Annotated in this window: 21 protein-coding genes and 1 pseudogene; 5 read left to right on the top strand and 17 right to left on the bottom strand. The window is 70.6% G+C overall.

The genetic code is table 11. The features are described from left to right. Positions 1 to 39: 39 nt before the first annotated feature. The 6 genes and pseudogenes from OG520_RS27735 to OG520_RS27710 all read right to left on the bottom strand — a co-directional run bounded on the left by OG520_RS27735 (position 40) and on the right by OG520_RS27710 (position 6,786). The gene (locus OG520_RS27735; RefSeq protein ID WP_399326833.1) at positions 40 to 1,218 is read right to left on the bottom strand and encodes an RNA polymerase sigma factor; all 1,179 of its coding nucleotides are present in this window, start codon (positions 1,216 to 1,218) and stop codon (positions 40 to 42) included. Positions 1,219 to 1,393: 175 nt separating this feature from the next. Continuing rightward, entirely contained in the window at positions 1,394 to 3,301 is a 1,908-nt protein-coding gene (dnaG, locus tag OG520_RS27730) for a DNA primase (protein WP_406014995.1), read from the bottom strand. 138 nt (positions 3,302 to 3,439) lie between these two features. After that, on the bottom strand, positions 3,440 to 4,699 hold the full coding sequence (locus OG520_RS27725) for an NAD(P)/FAD-dependent oxidoreductase (RefSeq protein ID WP_406014994.1): 1,260 nt from the start codon (positions 4,697 to 4,699) through the stop codon (positions 3,440 to 3,442). Between the two features lie 248 nt (positions 4,700 to 4,947). Next, positions 4,948 to 6,258: a deoxyguanosinetriphosphate triphosphohydrolase gene (locus OG520_RS27720; protein WP_406016580.1), complete on the bottom strand. Its 1,311-nt coding sequence runs from the start codon at positions 6,256 to 6,258 to the stop codon at positions 4,948 to 4,950. A 93-nt stretch (positions 6,259 to 6,351) separates the two neighbouring features. After that, positions 6,352 to 6,495 (bottom strand): annotated as a pseudogene (locus OG520_RS27715) (sirohydrochlorin chelatase); the annotation flags it as partial. Between the two features lie 78 nt (positions 6,496 to 6,573). After that, positions 6,574 to 6,786, bottom strand: coding sequence for a hypothetical protein (locus tag OG520_RS27710; RefSeq protein ID WP_406014993.1), 213 nt, complete (start codon positions 6,784 to 6,786; stop codon positions 6,574 to 6,576). 214 nt (positions 6,787 to 7,000) lie between these two features. Between OG520_RS27710 and OG520_RS27705 the strand changes: the two genes are divergently transcribed. Continuing rightward, the gene (locus OG520_RS27705) at positions 7,001 to 7,711 is read left to right on the top strand and encodes a vancomycin high temperature exclusion protein (protein ID WP_399326522.1); all 711 of its coding nucleotides are present in this window, start codon (positions 7,001 to 7,003) and stop codon (positions 7,709 to 7,711) included. Between the two features lie 19 nt (positions 7,712 to 7,730). On the opposite strand, the gene cutA is transcribed toward OG520_RS27705, so the two are convergent. Both cutA and OG520_RS27695 read right to left on the bottom strand, forming a co-directional pair. Next, positions 7,731 to 8,069, bottom strand: a complete 339-nt coding sequence (cutA, locus tag OG520_RS27700) for a divalent-cation tolerance protein CutA (RefSeq protein WP_266419510.1) — start codon at positions 8,067 to 8,069, stop codon at positions 7,731 to 7,733. Positions 8,070 to 8,152: 83 nt separating this feature from the next. Then, the gene (locus OG520_RS27695) at positions 8,153 to 8,764 is read right to left on the bottom strand and encodes an NADPH-dependent FMN reductase (RefSeq protein ID WP_399326524.1); all 612 of its coding nucleotides are present in this window, start codon (positions 8,762 to 8,764) and stop codon (positions 8,153 to 8,155) included. An 87-nt stretch (positions 8,765 to 8,851) separates the two neighbouring features. On the opposite strand from OG520_RS27695, the gene OG520_RS27690 reads away from it, so the two are divergent. Beyond that, entirely contained in the window at positions 8,852 to 9,652 is an 801-nt protein-coding gene (locus tag OG520_RS27690) for an aminotransferase class IV family protein (RefSeq protein WP_406014992.1), read from the top strand. Between the two features lie 60 nt (positions 9,653 to 9,712). Here OG520_RS27690 and OG520_RS27685 read toward each other — a convergent pair whose 3' ends face one another. The 4 genes from OG520_RS27685 to OG520_RS27670 all read right to left on the bottom strand — a co-directional run bounded on the left by OG520_RS27685 (position 9,713) and on the right by OG520_RS27670 (position 15,507). Beyond that, positions 9,713 to 11,395, bottom strand: coding sequence for an ABC transporter family substrate-binding protein (locus OG520_RS27685; RefSeq protein WP_406014991.1), 1,683 nt, complete (start codon positions 11,393 to 11,395; stop codon positions 9,713 to 9,715). A 92-nt stretch (positions 11,396 to 11,487) separates the two neighbouring features. Beyond that, a complete protein-coding gene (locus tag OG520_RS27680) occupies positions 11,488 to 13,569 on the bottom strand; it encodes a dipeptide ABC transporter ATP-binding protein (RefSeq protein WP_399326530.1) in 2,082 nt (693 codons plus the stop codon). After that, the gene (locus OG520_RS27675; protein WP_406014990.1) at positions 13,566 to 14,522 is read right to left on the bottom strand and encodes an ABC transporter permease; all 957 of its coding nucleotides are present in this window, start codon (positions 14,520 to 14,522) and stop codon (positions 13,566 to 13,568) included. Before OG520_RS27675 ends, OG520_RS27680 begins: the two co-directional genes overlap by 4 nt. A gap of 1 nt (position 14,523) precedes the next feature. Then, positions 14,524 to 15,507 (bottom strand): ABC transporter permease, encoded by a 984-nt coding sequence (locus OG520_RS27670; RefSeq protein WP_406014989.1) that lies wholly within the window; start codon positions 15,505 to 15,507, stop codon positions 14,524 to 14,526. 599 nt (positions 15,508 to 16,106) lie between these two features. On the opposite strand from OG520_RS27670, the gene OG520_RS27665 reads away from it, so the two are divergent. Further along, the gene (locus tag OG520_RS27665) at positions 16,107 to 16,826 is read left to right on the top strand and encodes a hypothetical protein (protein ID WP_406014988.1); all 720 of its coding nucleotides are present in this window, start codon (positions 16,107 to 16,109) and stop codon (positions 16,824 to 16,826) included. Positions 16,827 to 16,925: 99 nt separating this feature from the next. Further along, positions 16,926 to 17,549, top strand: coding sequence for a class F sortase (locus OG520_RS27660; protein ID WP_399326536.1), 624 nt, complete (start codon positions 16,926 to 16,928; stop codon positions 17,547 to 17,549). Between the two features lie 24 nt (positions 17,550 to 17,573). Here the strand turns inward: OG520_RS27660 and OG520_RS27655 are convergent, their stop codons facing one another. Continuing rightward, positions 17,574 to 18,362 carry a sulfite exporter TauE/SafE family protein gene (locus OG520_RS27655; RefSeq protein ID WP_399326538.1) on the bottom strand — a complete coding sequence of 263 codons (789 nt, stop codon included), beginning with the start codon at positions 18,360 to 18,362 and terminating at the stop codon, positions 17,574 to 17,576. Between the two features lie 85 nt (positions 18,363 to 18,447). On the opposite strand from OG520_RS27655, the gene OG520_RS27650 reads away from it, so the two are divergent. After that, positions 18,448 to 19,377 carry an oxidoreductase gene (locus OG520_RS27650; protein WP_406014987.1) on the top strand — a complete coding sequence of 310 codons (930 nt, stop codon included), beginning with the start codon at positions 18,448 to 18,450 and terminating at the stop codon, positions 19,375 to 19,377. 179 nt (positions 19,378 to 19,556) lie between these two features. Here the strand turns inward: OG520_RS27650 and OG520_RS27645 are convergent, their stop codons facing one another. The 4 genes from OG520_RS27645 to dusB all read right to left on the bottom strand — a co-directional run bounded on the left by OG520_RS27645 (position 19,557) and on the right by dusB (position 26,183). Beyond that, on the bottom strand, positions 19,557 to 19,961 hold the full coding sequence (locus tag OG520_RS27645) for a VOC family protein (protein ID WP_399326542.1): 405 nt from the start codon (positions 19,959 to 19,961) through the stop codon (positions 19,557 to 19,559). Positions 19,962 to 20,141: 180 nt separating this feature from the next. Continuing rightward, positions 20,142 to 21,116 carry a transcriptional regulator gene (locus tag OG520_RS27640; RefSeq protein WP_399326544.1) on the bottom strand — a complete coding sequence of 325 codons (975 nt, stop codon included), beginning with the start codon at positions 21,114 to 21,116 and terminating at the stop codon, positions 20,142 to 20,144. Between the two features lie 509 nt (positions 21,117 to 21,625). Then, a complete protein-coding gene (gene ppdK / locus OG520_RS27635) occupies positions 21,626 to 24,373 on the bottom strand; it encodes a pyruvate, phosphate dikinase (protein WP_406014986.1) in 2,748 nt (915 codons plus the stop codon). 661 nt (positions 24,374 to 25,034) lie between these two features. Further along, a complete protein-coding gene (gene dusB / locus OG520_RS27630; protein ID WP_266419473.1) occupies positions 25,035 to 26,183 on the bottom strand; it encodes a tRNA dihydrouridine synthase DusB in 1,149 nt (382 codons plus the stop codon). Positions 26,184 to 26,221 lie beyond the last annotated feature (38 nt).

The following is a 26,221-nucleotide window of genomic DNA, read 5'->3' as shown; positions in this document are numbered from 1 at the left end:
GGCCCGCACCGCCGGACGGCGGTGCGGGCCCTCGTGCCGTCAGTCGAGGTAGCCGCGGAGCTGGTCGGCGAAGGCGTGGTCGCGGAGTTTGCCGAGGGTCTTGGACTCGATCTGGCGGATGCGTTCGCGCGTCACGCCGAAGATCCTTCCTATCTCCTCCAGGGTGCGGGGCCGTCCGTCGTCCAGCCCGTAGCGCAGCTGGACCACCTTCCGCTCGCGCTCGCCCAGGGTCGAGAGCACCGCTTCCAGGTGCTCGCGCAGCAGCAGGAACGCGGCGGACTCGACCGGGGACGCGGCGTCGCCGTCCTCGATCAGGTCGCCGAGCGCGACATCGTCCTCCTCACCGACCGGGGCGTGCAGCGAGACCGGTTCCTGGGCGAGCCGCAGGACTTCGCCGACCCGCTCCGGGGTGAGGTCGAGCTGGTCGGCGACCTCCTCCGCCGTCGGCTCGTAGCCGCGTTCCTGGAGCATCCGGCGCTGGACCCGTACGACCCGGTTGATCAGTTCGACGACATGGACCGGGACCCGAATGGTCCGCGCCTGGTCGGCGAGGGCGCGGGACATGGCCTGCCGGATCCACCAGGTCGCGTACGTGGAGAACTTGTAGCCCCGGGCGTAGTCGAATTTCTCGACGGCCCTGATCAGCCCGAGGTTTCCCTCCTGGACCAGATCGAGCATGGTCAGCCCGCGGCCGACATAACGTTTGGCGACGGAGACGACGAGGCGGAGGTTGGCCTCGATGAGGCGGCGTTTGGCCATCCTCCCCATGACGACCAGCCGGTCGAGGTCGACGGCCAGCCGGGTGTCCGGGTCCGGGGTGCCCGCCAGCCGTTCCTCGGCGAAGAGTCCGGCCTCGACCCGGCGGGCGAGCTCCACCTCGTCGGCGGCGCTGAGCAGGGGAATCCGGCCGATCTCCCGCAGATACTGGCGGAAGAGGTCGGAGGACGGGCCGGCGGTCTCCGGACGGCTCCGCGGTTCGGGCGGCTCGGGCACCCGGGGCGACTCCTCCATGAGTGCCTCGGGCGGCTCGGGCGGTGTCGGCGGCTCCACCGCGGCCTCCGGATGGCGCACGGCCCGGTTCTGCGCGGGGATGGCCGAGACATGCTCGGTTTCGGTCAGGGTCCGGGTCTGCACGGGGGCGACCTCCAGGTGATCGCTGCCGGACCGCGGGGATGGAGGACCACCGTTCGGTGGGCCGGCCGCGCTCCGATGTCTCAGGCACCGCCCCCCAGTGTGGGGGAAGACACATCGCCGCCACGAGGGGCGTGCGGCGACTTTCTGAGTCCGGTCCGTGACCGGTCGGTTACGCGGGGGCGCTGGGGCCTGTCCGGCGGATCGGGCGCGACCCCGGCCATGATCCGCCGGACTGGCCCTTGCCCCGCCGGGCGCCCGCTCAGAGCGCGTCGGCCCCGCTGTTGCGCAGGGACTGGGCGTACTGCTGGAGGACCCAGACCTCGTTCTGCGCGGCCGCCAGATGGTCCGGGGCGACATTGCTGCCGAGGCGGGCGAGGCTGCCCTGGACGTCGTCGATCCGGCGGTCGACGGCGCGCAGCCGGACCTGGACGAGCTGCATGCCCGCGTAGGTCTCGTCGATGGTCTTGCCGTGGAAGACCTCGACGGCGAGCTCGGTGACCAGATTGCGCACCGTGTCGTTGGGGGCCGCGTCCAGGACCTGGACCAGGTATTCGCGGGTCTCGGGGACGCCCAGCTCCGCGCCGCCCGCCTCCGCGATGCACTGCCGGACGGCGGCGTACGGCGGGGCGGTGAATTCGTCCATCCCGTAGGCGTCGAAGGCCGGGGAGACCAGGGCGGGCTTCTGCAGGGCGAGCTTCAGCAGCTCGCGCTCGGTGCGGTGGGCGGGGCTGCGGAGGTTGAGCGCGGGGCCCGAGGGGGCGGCGGGCGCCTGGACCTGCTGGTGCTGGTGGCCGGCGCGGGAGGGCGGCTGGGCGGGGCCCCGCTGGTCGCCCCGTTCGCGGGCCCAGCGGGCGAGCTGGCCGACGCGCTTGACGACGAACTGGGTGTCCAGGATGCCGAGCATGCCGGCCAGCTGGACGGCGACCTCGTGCTGCGAGGAGCTGTTCTTGATCCGGGCGACGACCGGGGCCGCCTCGTCGAGCGCGGCGCCGCGGCCCGCCGGGGTCTCCAGGTCGTACCGGCCGACGATCTGGCGGAGCGCGAACTCGAAGAGCGGGGTGCGGGGTTCGACCAGGTCGCGGACGGCCTCGTCGCCCTTGACCAGGCGCAGATCGCAGGGGTCCATATTGTCCGGGGCGATCGCGATGTACGTCTCCGCGGCGAACTTCTGGTCGTCCTCGAAGGCGCGCAGGGCGGCCTTCTGCCCGGCCGCGTCACCGTCGAAGGTGAAGATCACCCGGGCGCTGCCGTTGTCCATCAGGAGCCGGCGGAGGATCTTGATGTGGTCGCCGCCGAAGGCCGTGCCGCAGGTGGCGATGGCGGTGGTGATCCCGGCGAGATGGCAGGCCATGACGTCGGTGTAGCCCTCGACGACCACGGCCCGGCTGGCCTTCGCGATGTCCTTCTTCGCCAGGTCGATCCCGTACAGCACCTGGGACTTCTTGTAGATCGCGGTCTCGGGGGTGTTGAGGTACTTCGGGCCGTTGTCGTCGTCGCGCAGCTTGCGGGCGCCGAAGCCGACGACGTCGCCGGAGGTGTCGCTGATCGGCCACATCAGCCGGCCGCGGAAGCGGTCGATGGGGCCGCGCCTGCCGTCCTGGGAGAGGCCGGAGGTGATCAGCTCCTTGTCGCTGAAGCCCTTGCCGCGCAGATAGCGGGTGAGGTGGTCCCAGCCGGCCGGGCTGTAGCCCACGCCGAAGTGGGCGGCGGCCGCCTGGTCGAAACCGCGCTCGGCGAGGAACTTCCGGCCGATCTCGGCCTCGGGGCCGTCCAGCTGCTCGACGTAGAACTGGGCGGCCACCTTGTGCGCCTCGACCAGCCTGATGCGCTCGCCGCGCTGGTGGGAGGGGTTGTACCCGCCCTCCTCGTACCGCAGGGTGATGCCCGCCTTGGCGGCGAGCCGCTCGACGACCTCCGCGAACGTCAGATGGTCGATCTTCTGCACGAAGGCGATCGTGTCGCCGCCCTCCTGGCAGCCGAAGCAGTGGAAGAGACCCTTGCTCGGGCTGACCTGGAAGGAGGGGGACTTCTCGTCGTGGAACGGGCAGAGGCCCTTGAGGTTGCCACCGCCCGCGTTGCGCAGCTGGAGATACTCGGAAACGACGGCGTCGATCGGGACCGCGTCCCGTACCGCCTTCACGTCGTCGTCATTGATCCTGCCTGCCACGGGTGAAGTCTACGGGTGGGGTACGACAGCCGTGCCGCGTGCCGATGTGATCCGTGGAACCCGGTGGTGCCGCGCGGACCGGCCGGGTCGTTCCGTCCGGCGGCGCCGGGCGGAACGGCCGGGCCCGTCCGGCAGGACTCAGGCCAGGGATTCCAGCGGGACCGACGGGTCCGCCAGCGCGTCCGGGTCGATCTGCCGGCCGGACCGGACCAGTTGCTGCACGGTCTCGGTGACGTCCCACACGTTGACGTTCATCCCGGCCAGCACCCGGCGGTCCTTCAGCCAGAAGGCGATGAACTCCCGCTTCCCCGCGTCGCCCCGGATGACCACCTGGTCGTAGCTGCCGGGCGGCGCCCAGCCCGAGTATTCGAGGCCGAGGTCGTACTGATCGGAGAAGAAGTACGGCACCCGGTCGTAGCTGACCTCCTGGCCGAGCATGGCGCGGGCCGCGGCCGGACCGCTGTTCAGCGCGTTCGCCCAGTGCTCCACGCGCAGCCGGGTGCCGAGCAGCGGGTGGGCCACGTTGGCGACGTCACCGGCCGCGAAGATGTGCGGGTCGCTGGTGCGCAGGGAGGCGTCGACGGCGATGCCGCCGCCGTCCGCGCGCGGGGCCATGGCGAGTCCGGAGGTCTCGGCGAGGGCGGTGCGGGGCGCGGCGCCGATCGCGGCGAGCACGTCGTGGGCGGGGTGCTCCTCGCCGTCGTCGGTGCGGACGGCGAGCACCAGGCCGTCCTGGCCGATGATCTCGGTGAGGCGGACGCCGAAGTGGAAGCGGACCCCGTGGTCGCGGTGCAGATCGGTGAAGATCTGGCCGAGTTCGGGGCCGACGACCTGGTGCAGCGGGGTCGGTTCCGGTTCCATCACGGTGACCTCGGCGCCGTACCCGCGCGCCGCCGCCGCGACCTCCAGTCCGATCCAGCCGGCCCCGGCGATCACCAGATGGCCGTTGTCGCGGCCGAGTGCGGCCAGTACGTTGCGCAGCCGGTCGGCGTGGGCGAGGCGGCGCAGATGGTGGACGCCGGCCAGGTCCGTGCCCGGTACGGGGAGGCGGCGGGGCTCGGCCCCGGTGGCGAGCAGCAGCTTGTCGTAGTGGACGACGGTGCCGTCGCCGAGCTGTACGGCGCGGGCCTCCCGGTCGAGCGAGGTGACGGGCTGTCCCAGGTGCAGCTCGATGTCGGCGCCCGCGTACCAGGCGGCCTCGTGGACGAAGACACTGTCCCGCTCCTCCTTGCCGGACAGATAGCCCTTGGAGAGCGGAGGCCGTTCGTACGGATGGTCCCGTTCGTCGCCGAGCAGGATCACCCGGCCGCTGAAACCCTCCTCCCGGAGTGTCTCGGCCGCCTTCGCTCCCGCCAGTCCTCCTCCGACGATGACGAACGTCCGATGTGCGTCGACCACTTGATGCCTCCTCGGTGCTTGCTGCGCGGCGCCGCCAACTGCGAGCGTCCCGCACGCAGCGTGATGGCGAAAGAGGGTGTACACCGATCAGGTCACACCCGGGGTCTCTCGTTCGGATCAGGCCGGATCAGGAGGGACAGGGCCTAGTTGGTCAGGGCCAGTCTGCGCGGTGCGGCCCGCGGGACGGGGTACGGCTCGCAGACAAGGCGGAAACGGGACGGATCGCCATGACCCGGGGCGGGCGCCGGTCATCGGCGGCGTTCGGTGAGCGCCGCGTGCAGCGAGCGGGCCGAGGCGTCGGTCAGTGCGGCGATCTGGTCGACCAGGACCCGCTTGCGGGCCCTGTCGTCGCGGGCGGCTTCGAACAGGGCCCGGAACTGCGGCTCCAGCCCCTCCGGGGCGCGTGCGGTCAGCGCGGCGGCCAGCTCGGCGAGGACGATCCGCTGGTCGGCGCGGATCGCCTCCTGTTCGGCGCGCTGCATGACGTACCGGTCGGCGACCGCCTTGAGCACGGCGCATTCGTTGCGGGCCTCGCGGGGGACGACCAGCTCGGCGGCGTACCGGCCGAGGCGGCCCGTCCCGTACGCCTGCCGGGTGCTGCTCTCGGCGGCGAGGCAGAACCGGCCGATGAGCTGGCTCGTCGCGTCCTTCAGCCGGGCCTGGGCGACGGCGGATCCGTCGTAGCCGTGCGGCCACCAGTCCTGGGCGACGAGCCGGTCCAGCGCGTCGGCCAGCTCCTGGGGCCCGGTGTCCGCGGGGACGTAGCGGCCGATGGCGACCGCCCAGATCTCGTTCCGCTCCGGCTCGGCGTAGAGGCAGTCGGGGTCGATGTGCCCGGCGTGCAGCCCGTCCTCGAAGTCGTGCACGGAGTAGGCGACGTCGTCGGACCAGTCCATGACCTGGGCCTCGAAGCACTTGCGGTCCTTCGGCGCCCCCTCGCGGGCCCATTCGAAGACCGGGAGGTCGTCCTCGTACACCCCGAACTTCGGCGAGCCGGGGTCGGTGGGGTGCGCGCCGCGCGGCCACGGGTACTTGGTGGCGGCGTCCAGGGCGGCACGGGTCAGGTTGAGCCCGACGCTGACCAGTTCGCCGGTGCGGGTGTCGGGCACGAACCGCTTCGGTTCGAGTCTGGTCAGCAGGCGCAGCGACTGGGCGTTGCCCTCGAAGCCCCCGCAGTCCGACGCGAAGTCGTTGAGCGCCTGCTCCCCGTTGTGTCCGAACGGCGGGTGGCCCAGGTCGTGGGCGAGGCAGGCCGTCTCGACCAGGTCGGGGTCGCAGCCGAGCGCGGCCCCGAGCTCGCGGCCGACCTGGGCGCATTCGAGGGAGTGGGTGAGCCGGGTACGCGGACTGGCGTCCCAGGCATGGCTGCGGGTGCCCGGGGTGACGACCTGGGTCTTCCCGGCGAGCCGCCGCAGCGCGGCGGAGTGCAGCACCCGGGCGCGGTCGCGCTGGAACGCGGTACGGCCCGGCCGTTTGTCCGGCTCGGTGTCCCAGCGCTGGGCGTCGGCCGCGCCGTAGGGGGCCGTGCCGTGGTCCTGTGTGCCCTGCGTACCGTCCATGCCGTCCATGGTTCCGACAGTAAACGGCCGGACCGACAAGAGGGCTCAGGGGGCGGCCGGGAGATGTCCGTTCATCAGGTTCTCCCCCGCCGGGAGCGTCGGTGCGGTCCTCCGGGTCCCGTCCAGCGCGACGAGTCCGAGCTGGGTGCCGAGCTGTGCGGTGATGCGGGTCAGCAGTTGCGCCGTGCTGTCGAGGGGCAGGGACTCCTGGGCTGGTGCCGGTGCCGGCTGCGTCATGGTCCGATGGTGCGGGACCGAGGTTGCCGCGCCGTTGCGGGCGGGTGACGGATGCCGTGGAGCCTCCGTGCCGCCGGTTCACCGGGGCCGCCGGGCCGCCCGCTCCGCCGCCGCGTGCCACCACCCCGGGGGCGAGGGTGCCGTGGGGCGGGAGGTGGGCTGGTCGGGGTGGAGGCCCAGGTGGCGCAGCGCCGAGGCGCGGGCGCGGACGGTGATCCAGCCGCGCCAGTGGCCGTCCGGGCCCGGGGCGCAGGCCAGGTCGCAGCGCAGTTCACCGGCGGGTATCGGCATCCAGTCGATGCCCCGGTCCCGTAGTCAGGCGCGGGCGGCGGCAGCCGGGTGCAGGGCACCCTTCAGGTTCTCGTACGCGGCGATCGTCACCCAGTCGTCCTCGGCCCCGGTTCGGTTCATGGCATTCATCCTGCCCGTTCGAGAACCCTTTCGGCCCGTGAATCGTCCGATCATGTGGGACGACGGAGCACGGCACGGAGAAAAGGGGGCTCCCATGCGGGTGAAGCGGCCGGGACGACAGCTGCTCGGGCGGTTGCGGCCGCGGTGGCCGCGGACCCGGCGTGGGCAGCGGCGGGCCGTGCAGGGGGTGATGGCCGCGTGTGTGCTCGCGCTGGCGCCCGCGACCTGGATGTACTCCGTCGCCGACGCCCGGGTCAGGACGACCGCGGACGCGCCCGCGCAGCAGGTGGCCATGGTGTTCGGGGCGGGGCTCTGGCAGGGCAGACCGTCGCCGTATCTCGCCAACCGGCTGAAGGCCGCCGCAGAGCTGTACCGGGACGGGAAGGTGAAGGTCGTGCTCGTGACCGGTGACAACAGCCGCGAGGAGTACGACGAGCCGGATGCCATGCGCACCTATCTCAGGGAGCACGGGGTGCCGGACAAGCGGATCGTGAGCGACTTCGCCGGGTTCGACACCTGGGACTCGTGCGTGCGGGCCAAGAAGATCTTCGGGGTCGACCGCGCGGTGCTGGTGAGCCAGGGGTTCCACATCCGCCGGGCAATCGCGCTGTGCCGGTCCGCGGGGATCGACGCGTACGGGGTGGGCGTGGACGCCGTGCACGACGCGACCTGGTACTACGGCGGGACGCGGGAGGTGTTCGCGGCGGGGAAGGCGGCGCTGGACGCCGTGTTCAAGCCCGACCCGTACTTCCTGGGGCCGCGGGAGCCGGGGATCGGGGAGGCGCTGGCGGCGCACGGGGAGTAGCCCCGGGACGGGCCCGGGGCTACAGGGAGGTGACCGGAGCGGTCTCGGCCGAGACCCAGGCGAGGTAGCCGGCGCTGCCCCGGAGCACCGGGATCGCGATGATCTCCGGGGTCTCGTAGTCGTGCGCCTCCTGGAGGTGGGCCTCCAGTTCGTCGTACCGCTCGGCCGTCGTCTTGAACAGCAGCTGCCACTCCTCGGTGGTCTCGATGGCGTTCCGCCAGTGGTAGACCGAGGTGACGGGCGCGGAGATCTGTACGCAGGCGGCGAGCCGCGCCTCCACCGCGCCCTGCGCCAGGGAGTGGGCCTTCTCCTCGCTGTCCGTCGTGGTCAGTACGGTCAGCCATGCCGGCGTCGTCACCTTCGGCTCCTGCGGGGTCGGTCGCGTGTGTTCCGTACCCCTCGATTGTCGGGGACGACGCGGCGCGGCGCAGCGTTCCCGGGTCAGACGCCGTACGGCCGGACGGCCTTGGCGTCGCGCAGGGCGTGCCCCCACCAGACCAGCTGGTCGAGCAGCACCTTGGCCGCCGCGTCGCAGCCCGCCGGGTCCCGGTGCCTGCCCTCGTCGTCGAAGAGGGTGCCCGCGTCGTGGAAGGACACGGTCTCGCGGATGCCGACGGTGTGCAGCTCCGCGAAGACCTGCCGCAGGTGCTCGACGGCGCGCAGCCCGCCGGACACCCCGCCGTACGAGACGAAGGCGACGGGCTTGGCCTGCCATTCGGCGCGGTGCCAGTCGATGAGGTTCTTCAACGGAGCCGGGTACGAGTGGTTGTACTCGGGGGTGACGACGACGAAGGCGTCGGCCGCCGCCAACCGGGGTGATACGGCGGCGAGTCGGGCCTGCGCGTCGGCGTCGGGCCGGTAGGAGAGGGCGACCGGGAGGTCGAGTTCCGCGACGTCGATCAGATCGGTCTCGATGTCGGGGTGGGGGTCGGTGTGGGAGAGGAACCAGTCGGAGACGACGGGGGCGAACCGTCCCTCGCGATTGCTGGCGAGGACGACCGCGACCTTCAGGGGGGCGGTGGAAGGGGTCGTGGGTGCTGTGGTGAGGTCCATGCGAAGAGGCTCCTATGTCAACCATGGTTGAGGTCAAGTCCTTTCGCCGGGCCCCGCCGCCGGGCGTCGCGGCATACGGTGGACGGCATGACGACTCCCCCGCCCTCGCCCTCCCCGTACGCCGAGTTCGACGGACATCCGGCCACCGAGGCGGACCTGCGGATTCCGGCCTTCCTCGGCTACGGCCATTTCACGGCCATGCAGGTCAGGGACGGAAAGGTGCGCGGCCTGGCCCTGCATCTGGCCCGACTGGACGCCGCCAACCAGGAGCTGTTCGAGCGCGGCCTGGCCGGGGCACGGGTCCGCGAACTGATCCGGCACGCGCTGGAGAGTGCCGGGGTGCGGGACGCCTCGGTCCGGGTCCACGGCTATCTGCCTCCGGGCGACGCGGAGACGACCGTCATGGTCACGGTGCGGGGGCCGGCGCGGAAGTCCGCCGCACCGCACGGCCTGATGTCCGTCCCGTACGCCCGCACCGCGCCGCACATCAAGCGGCCCGGCGAGTTCGGCCAGACGTACTACGCGCAGCTGGCCGCCCGCGCCGGGTTCGACGAGGCCCTGCTGACCCTGCCGGACGGGGCGGTGACGGAGGGCGCGATCACCAACATCGGCTTCTGGGACGGCACTTCGGTCGTCTGGCCGGACGCCCCCTGTCTGCTCGGCATCACCATGGCGCTGCTGGAGCGGGAACTGCCCGCCGCGGGGCTGGCGTCCGTACGGCGTCCGGTGACCCTGGACGGGCTGGGCGCGTTCCGGTCGGCGTTCCTCACCAACTCGCAGGGCATCGCGCCGGTCGGGCGGATCGACGACACGGAATTCGCGGTGGACGAGGAGCTGATGAAGCGGATCGGGCAGGCGTACGACGGTGCGCGGTGGGACACGATCTGACGCGCCCCGCCCCGGTGCGGCCGCGCGGCCGCACCGGGGCGGGACCCGGGTGTGAGTGGACTACTTCTCCCAGCCGACCGTCTCCGGGAGCGGGCTGTAGAAGATGGTGGCGCCGACGTTGGCGAGGCCCTTCTTCACGCTGTACGTCGAGGGTCCGCTGAACAGCGGCAGGAAGGCGTACTGCTGGAGCGCCTTCCGCTCGACCTTGTTGACCGCCGCGACCTGCTCGTCGAGGTCCGCTATGTCGGCGGTGGCGCGGATCTCCTTGTTCAGGGCCGGCGTACCGGAGCCGGTGATGTTGGAGTCACGGTCCGAGCAGTAGAAGTCGCACAGGTAGCGGGCACCGAACGGGTCCATGGAGCGGTTCCCGGACAGGAAGAGGTCGAACCTGCGGTCGCTGAGGATCTTCGAGAAGTCCGCCTCGTCGGCCTTCTTGACGACGAGCTGGACGCCGACCGGCTTCAGCATCGCGGTGAAGGCACCGGCGACGGCCTTGTCCAGCGGCTCGTCGCCGAGGATCGTGTAGCCGACCTCCAGCTTCTTGCCGTCCTTGACGCGGATGCCGTCGCTGCCGGGCTTCCAGCCCTCCGCGTCGAGCGTCTTCTTCGCCTCGTCCGGTGCGTACTTCAGGACGGCGGAGACATTGTCCTGGTAGCCCTTCTGGAAGCTGTACAGCACCGCCGAACCGGGCAGCGGCTCCTTGTAGTCGAGCCCCTGGAACTGGATCTTCGCGATCTGGGAGCGGTCGATGCTCTCCTGGATGGCCTTGCGGACGGCCGTGTCCGAGAGGTTGGCCGACTTCGTGTTGAAGTAGAGCGAGTACTCGAAGGGGCTGCCGCCGCTGCGGATCTCCGTCCCCTTGAGCCCCTTGACCTGCTTGAGGCTCTCCGCGTCGATGGCCGAGGTGTAGTCGAGCTGGCCGTTCTTGAAGGCGTTGACCGCGGCCGTCGACTCCAGGTTGACGTAGACGCGCTTGTCGAGCTTGCCCTTCTTGCCCCACCACTTCGGGTTGCGGACGAAGGTGATGCCGCCCGAGTGGGTGTCCCACTTGCCGACGGTGTACGGGCCCGCGCCCCACTCCGGGTGGGCCTTCTTGACGTACGCCTTGTTGAAGTTGGCGACGGTGGCCGCCTTGGGGTGCAGGAAGGTGGTGAACAGGGTCGTCCAGGAGGCGTTGACGCCCTTGAACTCGATGACGGCCTGCTTGGCGTTCTCGCCCTTGTGGACCGAGGAGATCTGGTCGTAGCCGTCGGTGGAGGAGGCGTCGTAGGCCTTGTTCGAACCGTTGTTGGTCTTCCAGGTGGCCTCGATCGCGGTCCAGTCGATCGGTGTGCCGTCGTTGAAGGTGGCCTTCTCGTTGATCGTCAGTGTGACCTTCTGCTTGCCGCCCTCGACGGAGACCTTCACGTCGCTGTAGTAGTCCGGGTTGTACTGCACCTCGCCGGTGGGCGAGTACGTGATCGCGTCGGCGTTGTACCAGCCCCAGACCCGGGACGCGGTCAGGGTGGCGTTGACGTTGAACGGGTTGCCCTGCTCGTCGAAGGTCCCGGCGGTGGTGTAGGTGCCGCCGTCCTTGATCCGGTCGTACGGCACCGGGTTGTAGTCGGCCGCGGCCGATGCGGCCTTGGGGGTGTCCTTGCCCGCCGCGTCGGACCCGTCCTTCCCGGAGGAGGCGTCGCACGCGGTGGCTGCGACCGAGACGGCGGCGACGAGGGCGATGGGCAGGGCCAGTCTTGCGCGCATGGCGGAAGGGCTCCTTCTGGTTCGGTGAACGTAGGGACGAGCTGTGTTTGCGGGCGGGGCGGCGCGGTGGCCCCGGAGTGCCGTGAGCGGGCTCAGACGGCGTGACAGGCGTACTGGTGGCCGGGGCGTCCGGCCACCGCCGCCGGCTCGGGACGCTCCGTGCGACAGCGCCGGCGCACGTCCTCGTCGGCGAGGCGGTACAGGGGGCAGCGGTCGACGAAGACGCAGCCCGCGGGCGGCCGGGTGGCGCTCGGCTGCTCGCCCTGGAGCACGACACGTTCGCGGGCGCGTTCCCGCTGCGGGTCGGGCACCGGGATCGCCGACAACAGCGCCCGGGTGTAGGGGTGCTTGGGATCGGAGAAGATCGTCTCCGTGTCCCCGGTCTCGACGATGTGCCCGAGATACATCACCGCGATGCGGTCGGAGATGTACCGGACCACGGCCAGGTCGTGGGCGACCACCAGGTAGGCGAGCCCGAGTTCGCGCTTGAGCCGGGCCAGCAGGTTGATCACCCCGGCCTGCACCGACACGTCCAGGGCCGAGAGCGGCTCGTCGAGGGCGAGCAGTCTCGGCTCGGTCGCCAGGGCCCTGGCGATGCCGACCCGCTGGCGCTGGCCGCCGGAGAGCGCGGCCGGGAAACGGCCGCTGACCGAGGCGTCCAGGCCGACCAGCGCCAGGAGTTCGTGGACACGGGAGCGGATCGACTCGCGGTCCCGCCCGATGGCCTGGAGGGGTTCGGCGAGCAACTGGAAGACGGGCAGCCGCGGGTTCAGGGCCCCCAGCGGATCCTGCATGACGATCTGTACGTCCTGCCGCAGCTCCCGTACCCGGGCGGCGGATTCGACGGTGCCGATATCCGTTCCGGCGACCTCGATCCGCCCGCCCTCGGGCTGCTTCAGCCGGAGGACCTCCAGCAGCGTCGTGGTCTTGCCGCTGCCCGATTCGCCCACCAGCCCCAGGGTCTCCCCGGCGCGCAGCTCGAAGCTCACCCGGTTGACGGCGTGCAGCGTGCCGACCCGGCGCTTGAGGAGGGCGCCCTTGGTGACGGGGAAGGTCTTGACGAGGTCCTCGACCCGGAGCACCACCTCGCCGGTCTCCGCGTGCCCGGACCCGCTCGGCAGGTCGCCCGGCCCCACGTCTCCGGCGGGGTCCAGGGTTCCGTCGGCGATCTCGTCCGCGCGCAGGCAGGCGACGTGCCCGTGCCCGGTGATCTCGCGCAGCTCGGGCTCGTCGGCCCGGCACGCGTCCTGGGCGACGGCGCAGCGGCTCGCGAAGGGGCAGCCGCCCGGGAGGTCCACGAGGGCGGGCGGCTCCCCGCCGATCGGGACCAGCGGCCGGTGGACCCCGCTGTCCACGGTGGGCACGGCGGCGAGCAGCCTCGCGGTGTACGGCATCGTCGGCCGGCGGAACAGTTCGTCGACTTCCGCGCGCTCCACGAACCGGCCCGCGTACATCACGGCGATGTCGTCGGCGTGACCGGCCACGACCCCGAGGTCGTGCGTGATGAGGACGAGCCCGGCTCCGGTCTCCTTCTGCGCCAGCCGCAGGACGTCCAGGATCTGGGCCTGCACGGTGACGTCGAGGGCGGTGGTGGGCTCGTCCGCGACGAGCACGGAGGGCTTGTTGGCAATCGCCATCGCGATGACGACGCGCTGGCGCATTCCGCCGGAGAACTCGTGCGGGAACGACTTGGCCCGGCCCCGCGGATCGGGGATGCCGACGAGATCGAGCAGTTCGACGGCCTGCTCCCAGGCCGCCCGCTTCGTCAGGTCCTGGTGGACGCGCAGGGCGTCGGAGAGCAGCCTGCCCACGGAGAAGATCGGGGTGAGCGCGGACAGCGGGTCCTGGAAGACCATGCCGATGGAGTTGCCCCGTATCGCGGAGAGCTCCTTGTCGCCGAGGCCGATCAGATCACGTCCGTCGAGCAGCACCTGGCCGCGCATTTCGGCGGAGGGCGGCAGCAGGCCCATCACGGCCATCGCGGTGGCCGACTTGCCCGAGCCGGACTCGCCGACGATGCCGAGCGTCCGGCCCGGCAGGAGGTCGAAGCCGACGCCGCGCACCGCCTCGACGGGGCCGGCCTCGGAGGGGAAGGTGATCCGCAGGTCCCGCACCGAGAGCACGGGGGTGGCGTCGGTGGGTGCCGGGGATGCGGCCAGGGTCGTGAGAGTCATCGTCGGCCTCCTGCCGCACCGGTCACGGACGTGGGGTCGAGGGCGTCGCGCAGCCCGTCGCCGACGAAGGTCATCGACACGGTGAGCAGGACGACCAGGCCCGCGGGGAAGGCGAAGAGCCATGGGGCGCTCGTGATGGTGCTCGCACCGTCCGCGAGCATCGTGCCGAGGGAGACGTCCGGGGTCTGGACGCCGAATCCGAGGAAGGACAGGGCGGTCTCGCTGAGTACGGTCGCGACGACGCCGAGCGTCAGATTGACGATCAGCAGCGAGCCGAGGTTGGGGATGATGTGGCGCAGGATGATGCGCGGTGCGCTGATGCCCATGAACTCGGCCGCCGTCACGTAGTCCCGTTCCCGCAGTGACGTCGAGACGGACCAGATGACCCGCGCGGTGGACATCCAGCCGAACACCGTGAGCACGACGATGAGGACCCGCCAGTCGCCGGCGAGGCGGTGGGAGACCAGGGCAAGGATGAGGAACGAGGGGACGACCAGCAGGAAGTGGATGACGGCGAGTGTCGCCTTCTCCACCCGGCCGCCGAAGTACGCGGCGCTGGAGCCGATGACCGCGGCGACGACGATGGTCAGGACGGAGACGCTCACGGCGATCGCCAGGGAACGCCGGAGCCCGTGCACCGCGGAGGCGTAGATGTCGTTCCCGCCCTGGTTGGTGCCGAACCAGTGGGTTCCGCTCGGCGGCTGGGTGAGTGCGGCGAAGTCGGCGTCGGAGTACGCGTACGAAGTGAACAGGCCGCCGAACACGCTGAACAGCACCAGCAGCACGAAGATCACCACACCGACGACGGCGAGGCGGTTGCGCAGGAAGCGACGCAGGTAGAGCCGGCCGAGGCCGAGGTGGGAGGTGTCCTTCTTCCCCGCGGGGGAAGCCGGCTGCGTCGCCGGGTCCTCCGCCGCGCCGGACGAGGCGCCGGTTGTCACGTCTGTGGCCACGTCAGTTCACCCTCACTCGGGGGTCGAGGAAGACGGTGGCGACATCCGCGAGGATCGCGCCGATCGCGGTCAGGGCAGCGGCGAAGGCTGCTGTCGCGACCGTGCCGTGCACGTCGTTCTTGCCGATGGTCTGGATGAAGTAACGGCCCATGCCGTTCCAGCCGAAGATCGTTTCGGTGATGACGGCGCCGGTGAACATGGCCGGGATGCTGAACGCCACGGATGTCGCCGTCGGAATGAGCGCGGCGCGCAGGGCGTGCCTGCGGATCGCCTTGGACCGGGTGAGCCCGGTGGCCTGGGCGGTGCGTACGAAGTCCGCGTTGATCGTGTCCAGCAGCAGCGAACGTTGCGTCAGGTGATAGCCGACGTAGCCCATCAGCGTCAGGCTCAGGGTCGGCAGGATCAGATGCAGCAGGCGATCGCCGATCGTCGGGAGCAGCCCCTCGACGTTGGGTGAGTTCTCCCCGGCCACGTAGAGGAAGTGCAGCCCGGCGTGCTGGTTCAGCCAGATGGCGACGAAGACCACGGCGAGCGCGGCGACGGACGTCGGGACGTTGAACACCGCGATGGACACGGCCTGCGAGATCCGGTCGGCCCAGCCGTACTGCCGCGACGCGGTGTACACGGCCAGCGTGACGCCGATGACCACGGACAGGATGGTCGCGATGATGACCAACTCCCCGCTGATGAGCGCCCGGTAGCCGATCTCTCCGTTGACGGAGACGCCGGTGGGGGACTTGCCCCAGTCGAAGTGGAACACCACCGAGGTGAACCAGTCCCACCACCGGTGCACCAGCGGCTCCTGCGGGTTCAGGTTGTACGGCGCGAGGGCCCGGTCTATCTGGGCCTCGGTGCGGACCGGACGGAGCTCCTTGAAGTTCGACCGGGGGTCCAGGAACCAACTGGCCAGGAAGTACGTGGCGTTGGTCGCGACCACGATCATCAGGAGCCAGCCGGTCGCCTTGCGGATCACATAGCGCACCATGTCCGGTACCTCCTCCCCGCACGTGGGAGATGCACCTCAGGGGTGCGGGGCATAGGAGGCGTATGCATCTGCGGCGAGGGCTTTCTGAGTGCGGAACACGAGCACGAATGTGCGAGCGTCAACCTAGTCCGCGTCCGTGGACCGGCACCAGAGTTTGACCGTTCTCGCCACATGGCCGAAATGTTGCCGCAGCAATCGACCGGAAGTCGCGACCGTGCGCGTGCGGCACGACCCCTCCGGCACGAATCCGCCCTCACCGGGTCCAGGGGGGATGGACCCGGCGAGGGCGGCGGCCGGGGGCGGCCTCGTGCACCGTCCCGTGGGGGGTGTGAGACGTGTGCCCGGGACCCGCAAGGTCATGCATGTGACGTACGCCACTTTCTTCCGGGGCGGCATCACCCGATCGGCACCGGGCGGCACGGCACCCACCCCGGCCACTTCGATCACCGCTGCGACCTGCGCGAATACACCTTGGCAAGGAGGGCGCGCCGGTCCGTTCGAGTGAAAGCTGACTCGGTGTCAGCAGGCATGAGCGGCGGACCGCCCGTTAGCTCGGGGTCAGGACACACCTACTCGCGCCATCGCCGGAGGAACCCCCCATGCGTCCTGTCCGCCTAGTGACCGGAACCGCCGCATCCGCGGTCACCATAGCCACGCTCGGCTTCCTCACCGCCGGGCCGCCCGCGTACGCAGGTGATGCCGGCGCACTGCGGAGCAGTGCGGCCGAGACCGCGTCCCGGACCACCGGCGGCCTCGGGACACGGGCCGACGGCGAGGAAGGCTCGGGCGACGGCACGGGGTCCGGCACCGGGTCCGGCACCGGGTCCGGCACGGACAACCCGTTCAGCCTCGACAACCTCTCCGGCCTCAACCTGCCCTCGCTGCTCGACTCCGGGGGCGGAGTCGACAAACCGAGCGGGCGCGAAAACCCGTCCGGCGACGAGGACACGGACCGGGGCGAGAGCTCGTCGTCGGAGCGCGACAACTCGTCGTCAGGACAGGACAACTCGTCCTCGTCCGGGCACGACAGCTCGGGCGGGCGTGAGAGCCAGGGCCCGTCCGAGGAGGAGGGTTCGGGCAAGCGCGAGGACTCGTCTTCCTCCGGGCGCGACAGCTCCTCGTCGGGGCGCGACGACTCGTCGTCCTCCGGGCACAGCCCCGGTGACGCCCCCAGCGGGCACGTCAAAACCGGAGTCGGCGGCAGCGTCCGGCCCGACACCACCCAGATCGCGGCGGGCGCCGGCGTTCTCGCCGCGGCCGCCGTCGGCGGAGCCTGGCTCCTGCGTCGCCGGGCGAGCGGCACGCAGGGAGCCGGCTGACGGAGACGGATTCACGTCTCCGTACCGCCTGGTCTCCGTCCCGGTGGCCGCGCGCCACCGGGACGGGACCGTTCCCATTCCGTCACCGGGAGGACGACCGTGTCCCAGAAGGCCAAGGGCTGGCCGCTGGTCATCGCAGCGCTGGCGGGTGTCTGGCTGATCCGGAACGGTGCCGACACCCAGCTGGTCCCGCCCCGGCCGACCGCCGCCCAGGCCTTCGCCGGCGGCCCGGAGCCGCAGCCGGGATCCCCGGTCGCCGAACCGCTGAAGCCCTCGGCCCCCGTACGCATCCGCATCCCGAGCATCCGGGTGGACGCACCGATGATGCGTCTCGGGCTCGGGTCCGACGGCAGTCTCGATGTGCCGCCGGCCGGGAACCGCAACATCGTCGGCTGGTACCGGGACGGCACTCCCCCGGGCTCCAGGGGCAGCGCGTTCGTCGCCGGTCATGTGGACAACGCGCAGGGGCGGTCGGTCTTCTACGACCTGGGCGCCCTGCAGAAGGGCAGCACGGTCGAGGTGGTCCGCCAGGACGGCCGCACCGCCGTCTTCTCCCTCGACGCGATCGAGGTCTACAAGAACGACGACTTCCCCGACAAACGGGTGTACGGCGCCTCGTCCTTCGCCTCGCTTCGGCTGATCACCTGCGGCGGCGGCTTCTCGAAGGAGACGGGATACGAGGGCAATGTGGTGGCGTACGCGCACCTGACCTCCGTCCGGTGAACCCGGCCACCGGGCATCCGCCGCTCAGGCCGTCCACTGGTCGAAGGCCAGCTTCGCGACCAGCGAGAACACCACGACCAGCAGCACGCCACGGACGAAATCGCTGCCCTTCCTGAGCGCCATCCGCGCCCCGAGGAGCCCGCCCGCCAGGTTGAACACCGCCATCAGCGCGGCCAGTTGCCACAGCACACTGCCCTGGTAGGCGAACATCGCCAGCGCGCCGCCGTTGGTGCAGACGTTGACGATCTTGGCGGTGGCGGACGCCGTCACCAGGTCGAGGTGGAGCACCGCGGTCAGCGCCAGCACCAGGAACGTCCCCGTGCCGGGGCCGAACAGCCCGTCGTAGAAGCCGATGCCGCCGCCGACCAGCACGATCGCGGTGACGGTACGGGCCCGGGTGACCCGCTGCCGCGCACCGTCGTCCGTGTCCCGGCCGAACGAGGGCCGCAGCATCACGAACGCCGCGACGGCCAGCAGCACCACCATGATCACCGGCCGGAGCACCTCGCTGCTGATCCCGGCGGCGAAGAACGCGCCCGCCATCGATCCGGCCAGCGCCGCGAGCCCGATCCGCAGCGCGGTCCCGACCTTCACCGGAGCCTTGCGCACGTACGTCACGGCGGCGCCCGACGTACCGACGATCGCGACCGCCTTGTTGGTGCCCAGTACCTGAGCGGCCGGGACGTGCGGCAGCCCCAGGAGCAGCGCGGGCAGCAGAAGCAGTCCGCCGCCCCCGACCACCGCGTCGATCCAGCCTGCGGCGGCTGCGGCGAGGCAGAGGACGACCAGGGCGGTAAAGGTTATGTCGGGCATGATCGCGACCTTAAGGACGCGATCCGTGCCCCGTCCATCCGATTGAGCCAAACCTGAGCTTCCCGGGCGGCCGTACGCTGGGCCCATGAGCCACGGCTGGAACGCGAACGACATCCCGGACCAGAGCGGCCGTACGGCCGTGGTCACCGGAGCCAACAGCGGCATCGGCCTCAACACCGCCCGGGAGCTGGCCCGGCGCGGGGCGCGGGTCCTGCTCGCCTGCCGTGACGAGACGCGCGGCAGGGAGGCCGAGTCCCGCATCCGGAAGGCCGTGACCGGCGCGGACGTGGCGTTCGTACCGCTCGATCTGGCCGATCTGGGCTCGGTGCGCGCGTTCGCCGCGACGCACGTACCCGACCGGCTCGATCTGCTGATCAACAACGCGGGCGTGATGGCCCTCCCGTACGGGACGACGGCCGACGGCTTCGAGAGGCAGTTCGGCATCAATCACCTCGGGCACTTCGCCCTGACCGGGCTGCTGCTCCCCAGGCTCCTGGACACCCCCGGCGCCCGCGTGGTGACCGTCTCCAGCGGGATGCACGCGCTGTCCGACATCGACATGGGAGATCTCAACGGCGAGCGGAACTACCGCCGCTGGATCGCCTACGGCCGCTCGAAGACCGCCAATCTGCTCTTCGTCCACGAGCTGGCGCGACGGCTCACGAAGGCCGGCTCCCGGCTGGTGGCCGCCGCCGCGCACCCGGGATACGCGGCCACCAATCTGCAGTCCGCCGCCGCCCGGATGGAGAACCGCAGGACGGTGGAGCGGGTCTTCGAGCTCGGCAACCGGATCATCGCCCAGCCCGCTTCGGCCGGTGCGCTGCCCACGCTGTACGCGGCCACCGCGCCCGGCGTGCGCCCCGACTCCTTCACCGGGCCGGCACTGCTGGGCTGGCGCGGCGCGCCCGCCCCCTCCTGGCGGGCGGGCTGGACGCGCGACGACGTGACGAGCGAGCGGCTCTGGGTGGCGTCCGAGCAGCTCACGGGGGTGACGTATCCGGACCTCGCCCCCTGAGTCCTAGGCCGTGTTTGAGAAGTCCCGTCTGTCTCGCGGGGTCTGACACGCACGCTCGCCGCGTTGCCGAAATGCCCTAGTAGCTCCGCTACGAGGGCACCCCGGCGCCTTGCGATCGCACGCGCCAGACCCCGCGAGACCCGCCCTCCGGGCGGACGACGCTACTTCTAAAACACGCCCTAGCTCTGGACGGCGGCCGGGTCCATCCACACGACCTCCCAGATGTGGTTGTTCGGGTCCTGGAAGGAACGGCCGTACATGTGGCCGTAGTCCATCGTCTCGTTGGCGGGGGATCCGCCGGAGGCGAGGGCGGTGTCGACCAGCTCGTCCACCTTCTCCCTGCTCTCGGCGCTCAGGGCGAGGATGACCTCGGTGGACTTCGAGGAGTCGGCGATCTCCTTCTTGGTGAACTCCTTGAAGCGCGGCTCGGTGAGGAGCATCGCGAAGATGGTGTCGCTGATGACGAGACACGCGGCGTTCTCGTCGGTGAACTGCGGGTTGCACGAGAAACCCAGCTTGCCGAAGAAGGCCTTGGCCGCTTCGAGGTCCTTGACCGGCAGGTTGACGAAGATCATCTGAGGCATGGCCGCTTCGCTCTCTCTGTTGTTCGAACGTGTACGACTGGTAGACGGCGGGGCTTCCCGGAACTCATCGCTGCCCGCGAAGAAAATTCTGCCGCCCCGGAGCCCCGCCCGCATGCCGCGCCGGAGAGCCCCGCCCGCCTGCCGCGCCGACGCCCCGCCTGCCGCCGGGTGTCTCCCGCCTCAGGACATGGCGAGCGGTGCGCCGCCCCGGAGCAGCGATCCGCCCAGGGGCGTCAGCGTGTGCAGGACCGAGCCGCCGTGCCGCAGGGTGTGGATCAGGCCCGCCTCGCGCAGCACACAGGCGTGCTGGCTCGCCGAGGCGAGGGACACTCCGGCCCGGAGGGCGAGCTCGCTGGTCGTGCAGCCGTTCCCTATGGCGCTCAGGACCGTCGAGCGGGTGTTGCCGAGGAGCCGGCCAAGCCAGGGGCCCGGTTCGGCGAAGACCGGGGCGCGGGAGTGGGTGACCGGGTAGACGAGGACCGGCGGGAGTCGCGGGTCGCGGTAGACGACCGGGGTGACGCGGCAGAAGAAGGACGGCTGGAGCAGCAGCCCCCGTCCGTCCAGACGGACCTCGCGGTCGACGGGGTAGTCCGCCTCCAGCACGGGGGGCCGCCAGCGGATCATCGGCGGGAGCGAGGCGAGCAGTTCGTGCGCGCCGCCGTCCAGGAGGGCGCGGCCGCGTACGGCGCGGTCGGCCTCGACGCTGGCCCGGATGTGCGGCCAGTACGGCTCGATGGCGGCGCGGTGGTAGCTGCGCAGGACGTCGACGAGCCGGCCGAGCGGTTCGGCGCGGTTGTCCGGGGAGCGGACCGCGTCGCGGCGTTCGGCGCCGAGCAGGGCGAGTTCGGCGAGGACCCGGCCGGGCGGGGTGCCGCGTAATGCCGCCATTCCCGCGTCGATGCCGTACGGTTCGCCGCTTTCCTGAGAAGGCGTCAGAAAATCCGGGAAATAGCCGCGCGGCGGTATCACCGCGGACAGCAGGCGTACTTCACCATTCAACCGACGCCGGGTTTCCGTACGCCATTTCCCGAACACCGCGGAACCGCGCCGGTCCCTCAGCCGATGGAAACTCAGAGTGGTTTCCCACAGCGCGTCCGGCCGGGTGGCCATCCGCACTCTGGAAAGGTCCGCTCCGGACATATGGATACGCAGCACCGGTCCCCCACCTGTTGCACCTGCAACTACCCCCACCCCAGGGTAGGTGATCCGTAACAGCACGTCACCACGGGGTTTCGGCCAGAGGTGAAACGCCTCGCACCGACCCGCCATCACCCGAAAAGCTGTACGGCGTCGGGCACGAATCCGGCACCACCGGAAGGGCGAGTGAAGGCCGTGGGGGGTTTCGCTCACCCGGCGGCGGTGGGCGCCGGTGCGGCACCGTACCCGACGGGGGTAACCCGGGTGCGGTCCATGGATGGGGATCCATGGACCGCATCCCGGTCCGTTCCCTGCCTAATTCTTTGCTTATTGAACGAACTCTGTCTCATGGGTGAAGAAAAGGAACAACGTCGAACAACGATTTTCCCCAGAACAAAACGAGACGGCGGCACCCCCGCACAGGGTGCCGCCGTCTCCGGGTGTTCCGGAGTTGCCGCCGAGCCATTGAGGGTCGTGATGCGCCGGCGGCGGCTCCGGGGCGGAGGGTCAGATGGTCCGGCGCCGGGTCAGCGGCTGTCGCTGCCGGCCGAACCCGCCGCCGCCCGGCCCGCTTCGAGACGGGCGACGGGGATGCGGAACGGGGAGCAGGACACGTAGTCCAGACCCACCTCGTGGAAGAAGTGCACCGACTCCGGGTCTCCGCCGTGCTCGCCGCAGATGCCGAGCTTCAGGTCCGGGCGGGTGGCCCGGCCGGCCGCGACGGCGCTGCGGACCAGCGAGCCGACGCCGTCCTTGTCGATCGTCTCGAACGGCGACACCCCGAAGATGCCCTTCTCCAGGTACGCGGTGAAGAACGAGGCCTCCACGTCGTCACGGGAGAAGCCCCACACCGTCTGGGTCAGATCGTTCGTACCGAAGGAGAAGAACTGCGCGGCCTCGGCGATCTGGCCCGCGGTCAGCGCGGCGCGCGGCAGCTCGATCATCGTGCCGATGGTGAGCTTCAGCCGGGTACCGGTGGCGGCCTCGACCTCGGCGATGACCTGGTCGGCCTCCTCGCGGACGATCTCCAGCTCCTGGACCGTGCCGACGAGCGGAATCATGATCTCGGCGCGCGGGTCGCCCTTGGCGTTCTTGCGCTCGGCCGCGGCCTCGGCGATGGCCCGTACCTGCATGGCGAACAGGCCGGGGATGACGAGCCCGAGACGGACCCCGCGCAGACCGAGCATCGGGTTCTGCTCGTGCAGCTTGTGCACGGCCTGGAGCAGACGCAGGTCGTTCTCGTTGGCGTCCTTGCGGGACTCGGCGAGCGCGACCCGCACCGAGAGCTCGGTGATGTCCGGCAGGAACTCGTGCAGCGGCGGGTCGAGCAGCCGTACGGTGACGGGCAGTCCGTCCATCGCCTCGAACAGCTCGATGAAGTCGGCCTTCTGGAGCGGAAGCAGCTCCTCCAGCGCGGTCTCGCGCTCGGCGTCGGTGTCCGCGAGGATCAGCTTCTCGACCATCTCGCGGCGCTCGCCGAGGAACATGTGCTCGGTGCGGCACAGACCGATGCCCTGGGCACCGAAGCGGCGGGCCCGCAGCGCGTCCTCGGCGTTGTCGGCGTTGGCCCGCACCCGCAGCCGGCGCACCCGGTCCGCGTACGCCATGATCCGGTGCACGGCGGCGACCAGCTCGTCGGCGTCGTCGGCGCCGGCGTGCATCCGGCCCTCGAAGTACTCGACGACCGGGGACGGTACGACGGGGACCTCGCCGAGGTACACCTTGCCGGTGGAGCCGTCGATGGAGACGACGTCGCCCTCCTCGATCACCCGGCCGCCCACCGTCATCCGGCGGCGCTTGGTGTCGACCTCCAGGTCCTCGGCGCCGCAGACACAGGTCTTGCCCATGCCGCGGGCGACGACGGCGGCGTGCGAGGTCTTGCCGCCGCGCGAGGTCAGGATGCCCTCGGCCGCGATCATGCCGTCGAGGTCGTCGGGGTTGGTCTCGCGGCGGATCAGGATGACCTTCTCGCCGGACCGGGACCACTTGATCGCGGTGTACGAGTCGAAGACGGCCTTGCCGACCGCGGCGCCCGGGGACGCGGCGATGCCCCGGCCGAGCAGCTCGGTATTCGCTTCGTCGTCGAAGCGCGGGAACATCAGCTGCGCGAGCTGCGCTCCGTTGACCCGCTGGAGCGCCTCGGCCTCGTCGATCAGGCCCTGGTCGACGAGCTGGGTCGCGATCCGGAAGGCGGCACCGGCGGTGCGCTTGCCGACCCGGGTCTGGAGCATCCACAGCTGGCCGCGCTCGATGGTGAACTCGATGTCGCACAGGTCCTTGTAGTGCGTTTCGAGGGTTTCCATGATCTGCATCAGCTGGTCGTACGACTTCTTGTCGATCGACTCCAGCTCGGCGAGCGGCACGGTGTTGCGGATACCGGCGACGACGTCCTCGCCCTGCGCGTTCTGCAGGTAGTCGCCGTACACGCCCTGGTGACCGCTGGCCGGGTCGCGGGTGAAGGCGACACCCGTACCGGAGTCGGGCCCGAGGTTGCCGAAGACCATCGAGCAGACGTTGACGGCCGTGCCGAGGTCGCCCGGGATGCGCTCCTGGCGGCGGTAGAGCTTGGCCCGGTCGGTGTTCCACGAGTCGAAGACGGCCTTTATGGCCAGGTCCATCTGCTCGCGCGGGTCCTGCGGGAAGTCGCGTCCGGCGTCCCGCGCGACGATCTTCTTGAACTGCTCGACCAGCTTCTTCAGGTCGGCCGCGTCGAGGTCGACGTCGACGGTGACACCCTTGGCCTCCTTCGCCGCCTCCAGCGCCTCCTCGAAGAGGTCGCCGTCGACACCGAGGACGGTCTTGCCGAACATCTGGATGAGACGGCGGTAGGAGTCCCACGCGAACCGCTCGTCGCCGGCCTGGGCGGTGAGACCGACCACGGACTCGTCGGAGAGGCCGATGTTGAGGACCGTGTCCATCATGCCGGGCATCGAGAACTTCGCACCGGAGCGGACCGAGACCAGCAGCGGATCGTCGGCCTGGCCGAGCCTCTTGCCCATCCGCGCTTCGAGCGCGTCGAGGTGCGCGCTGACCTCGGCACGCAGCGCGGCCGGCTCTTCGCCGCTTTCGAGGTAGACCTTGCACGCCTCGGTGGTGATGGTGAATCCCGGAGGGACGGGGAGCCCGAGGTTGGTCATCTCGGCGAGGTTCGCACCCTTGCCGCCGAGGAGGTCCTTCAGATCCTTGTTGCCCTCGGTGAAGTCATAAACGAACTTCTCGCCCTGGGGCTCCCGGGATTCCGGGGTGGTTACGTGGGGATCTTTGTTTTCCGACACGGGTCTCGACTCCTCGAGGACGCGGTGGCTGCCCTGACGGCGAGGAACATACCCAGATCGAAGGTGTCTGGGTACGTCCACTTGCGCGTCATGAGGCCTCAACCACCCGTCCGCCAGCAGATCGAAAGTGACGTGACCTGCCGCCCGATCGGAGCCATGTCTTCACTTCTTGAACGAATCATCACTCAGGGCTAGGGACTTCCGCCAGTTCGATCACGCAGTGCAGTGGAAGCGTCGATCGATCAAAGTGGAGGCCCCTGGCACGGAGTGCCATCATTTGAGAAGTCAAGCCCTCGAAATTGCGCTCATCTGAGCATGCCGACTCTCAGGGTGGCGAGAATCACTCTACGGTCGGCGCTCAGATGTCACCATCCGGACGCCCGATCGGCAACTGCCCGTCACGCGGCGATCACCGAAGTGGCCCGAGTGTGAACGGAATCACCGTGCGACGCATGTTGTCGGCCCGTTCGAGTCGCCCACCGGCCGGACTACCGCCGAATCCGGCCGAATATGACGCTCAGATGAGCGAGGCAAAAGAAGAGGCACGCGGTGCCTGTGGCGCCGCGTGCCTGGAAGGGCCGGGGAGAGCCTGGAAGGGCCGGGGTCGGGGCTGGGCCGGAGGCCGGGGAAAGGCCCGGTGCCGCCCCCGGCGGACCGGCGCTCAGCCGCCCGAGGTGTCCAGCTCCGCGTCCGGGCTCACGCCCGCGCAGTCGTACGGGTCCTTCAGCCAGCCGTCCGGCAGCACGACGCGGTTGTTGCCCGAAGTGCGCCCGCGCGGCCCGTCCGCGCCGTCCGGCCACGGCTGGTCCAGGTCCAGCTCCTGCAACTGCCCGCCCAGCTCCGCCAGCGACGAGGTGATCGCGAGCTTCTTGCGCATCTCCGAACCGACCGAGAAGCCCTTGAGGTACCAGGCGACATGCTTGCGGAAGTCGATCACGCCGCGCGTCTCGTCGCCGATCCACTCCCCCAGCAGGGTCGCGTGCCGCAGCATCACTTCGGCGACCTTCCGGAGCTCCGGCGCCTGCCGCGTCTCCGTGCCCTCGAACGCGCTCACCAGATCGCCGAAGAGCCAGGGGCGGCCCAGGCAGCCGCGGCCCACGACCACGCCGTCGCAGCCGGTCTCGCGCATCATCCGGCGGGCGTCGTCCGCGCACCAGATGTCGCCGTTGCCGAGCACGGGAATCTCCGGGACGTGCTCCTTGAGCCGGGCGATGGCGTCCCAGTCGGCGGTGCCGCCGTAGTGCTGGGCGGCCGTCCTGCCGTGCAGGGCGACGGCCGTGACTCCCTCCTCGACCGCGATCCGGCCCGCGTCCAGGTAGGTCATGTGGTCGTCGTCGATGCCCTTGCGCATCTTGATCGTGACCGGCAGATCACCCGCGTTGGAGACCGCCTGGTTGAGGATCGCGCGCAGCAGCGGCCGCTTGTAGGGGAGCGCCGAGCCGCCGCCCTTGCGGGTCACCTTGGGGACCGGGCAGCCGAAGTTCAGGTCGATGTGGTCGGCGAGGTCCTCGTCGACGATCATGCGGACGGCCTTGCCGACGGTGACCGGGTCCACTCCGTACAGCTGGATCGAGCGCGGGGTCTCGCTCGCGTCGAAGTGGATCAGCTGCATGGTCTTCTCGTTGCGCTCGACCAGCGCCCGGGTGGTGATCATCTCGCTGACGAACAGTCCCTTGCCGCCGGAGAACTCCCGGCACAGGGTGCGGAACGGGGCGTTGGTGATGCCGGCCATGGGGGCGAGCACCACCGGCGGCTGCACCGTGTGCGGGCCGATCCGGAGCAGCGGGAGCGAGGGGGCGAGCGTGGTCATTGCTCCATTGTCGCGTACGGAGCCCGGCTCTCCGGCAG

Origin of the sequence: Streptomyces sp. NBC_00984 (assembly GCF_045162475.1) — a bacterium.
Classification (GTDB): domain Bacteria; phylum Actinomycetota; class Actinomycetes; order Streptomycetales; family Streptomycetaceae; genus Streptomyces.
This window is presented reverse-complemented; position numbering and strand designations above follow the sequence as displayed.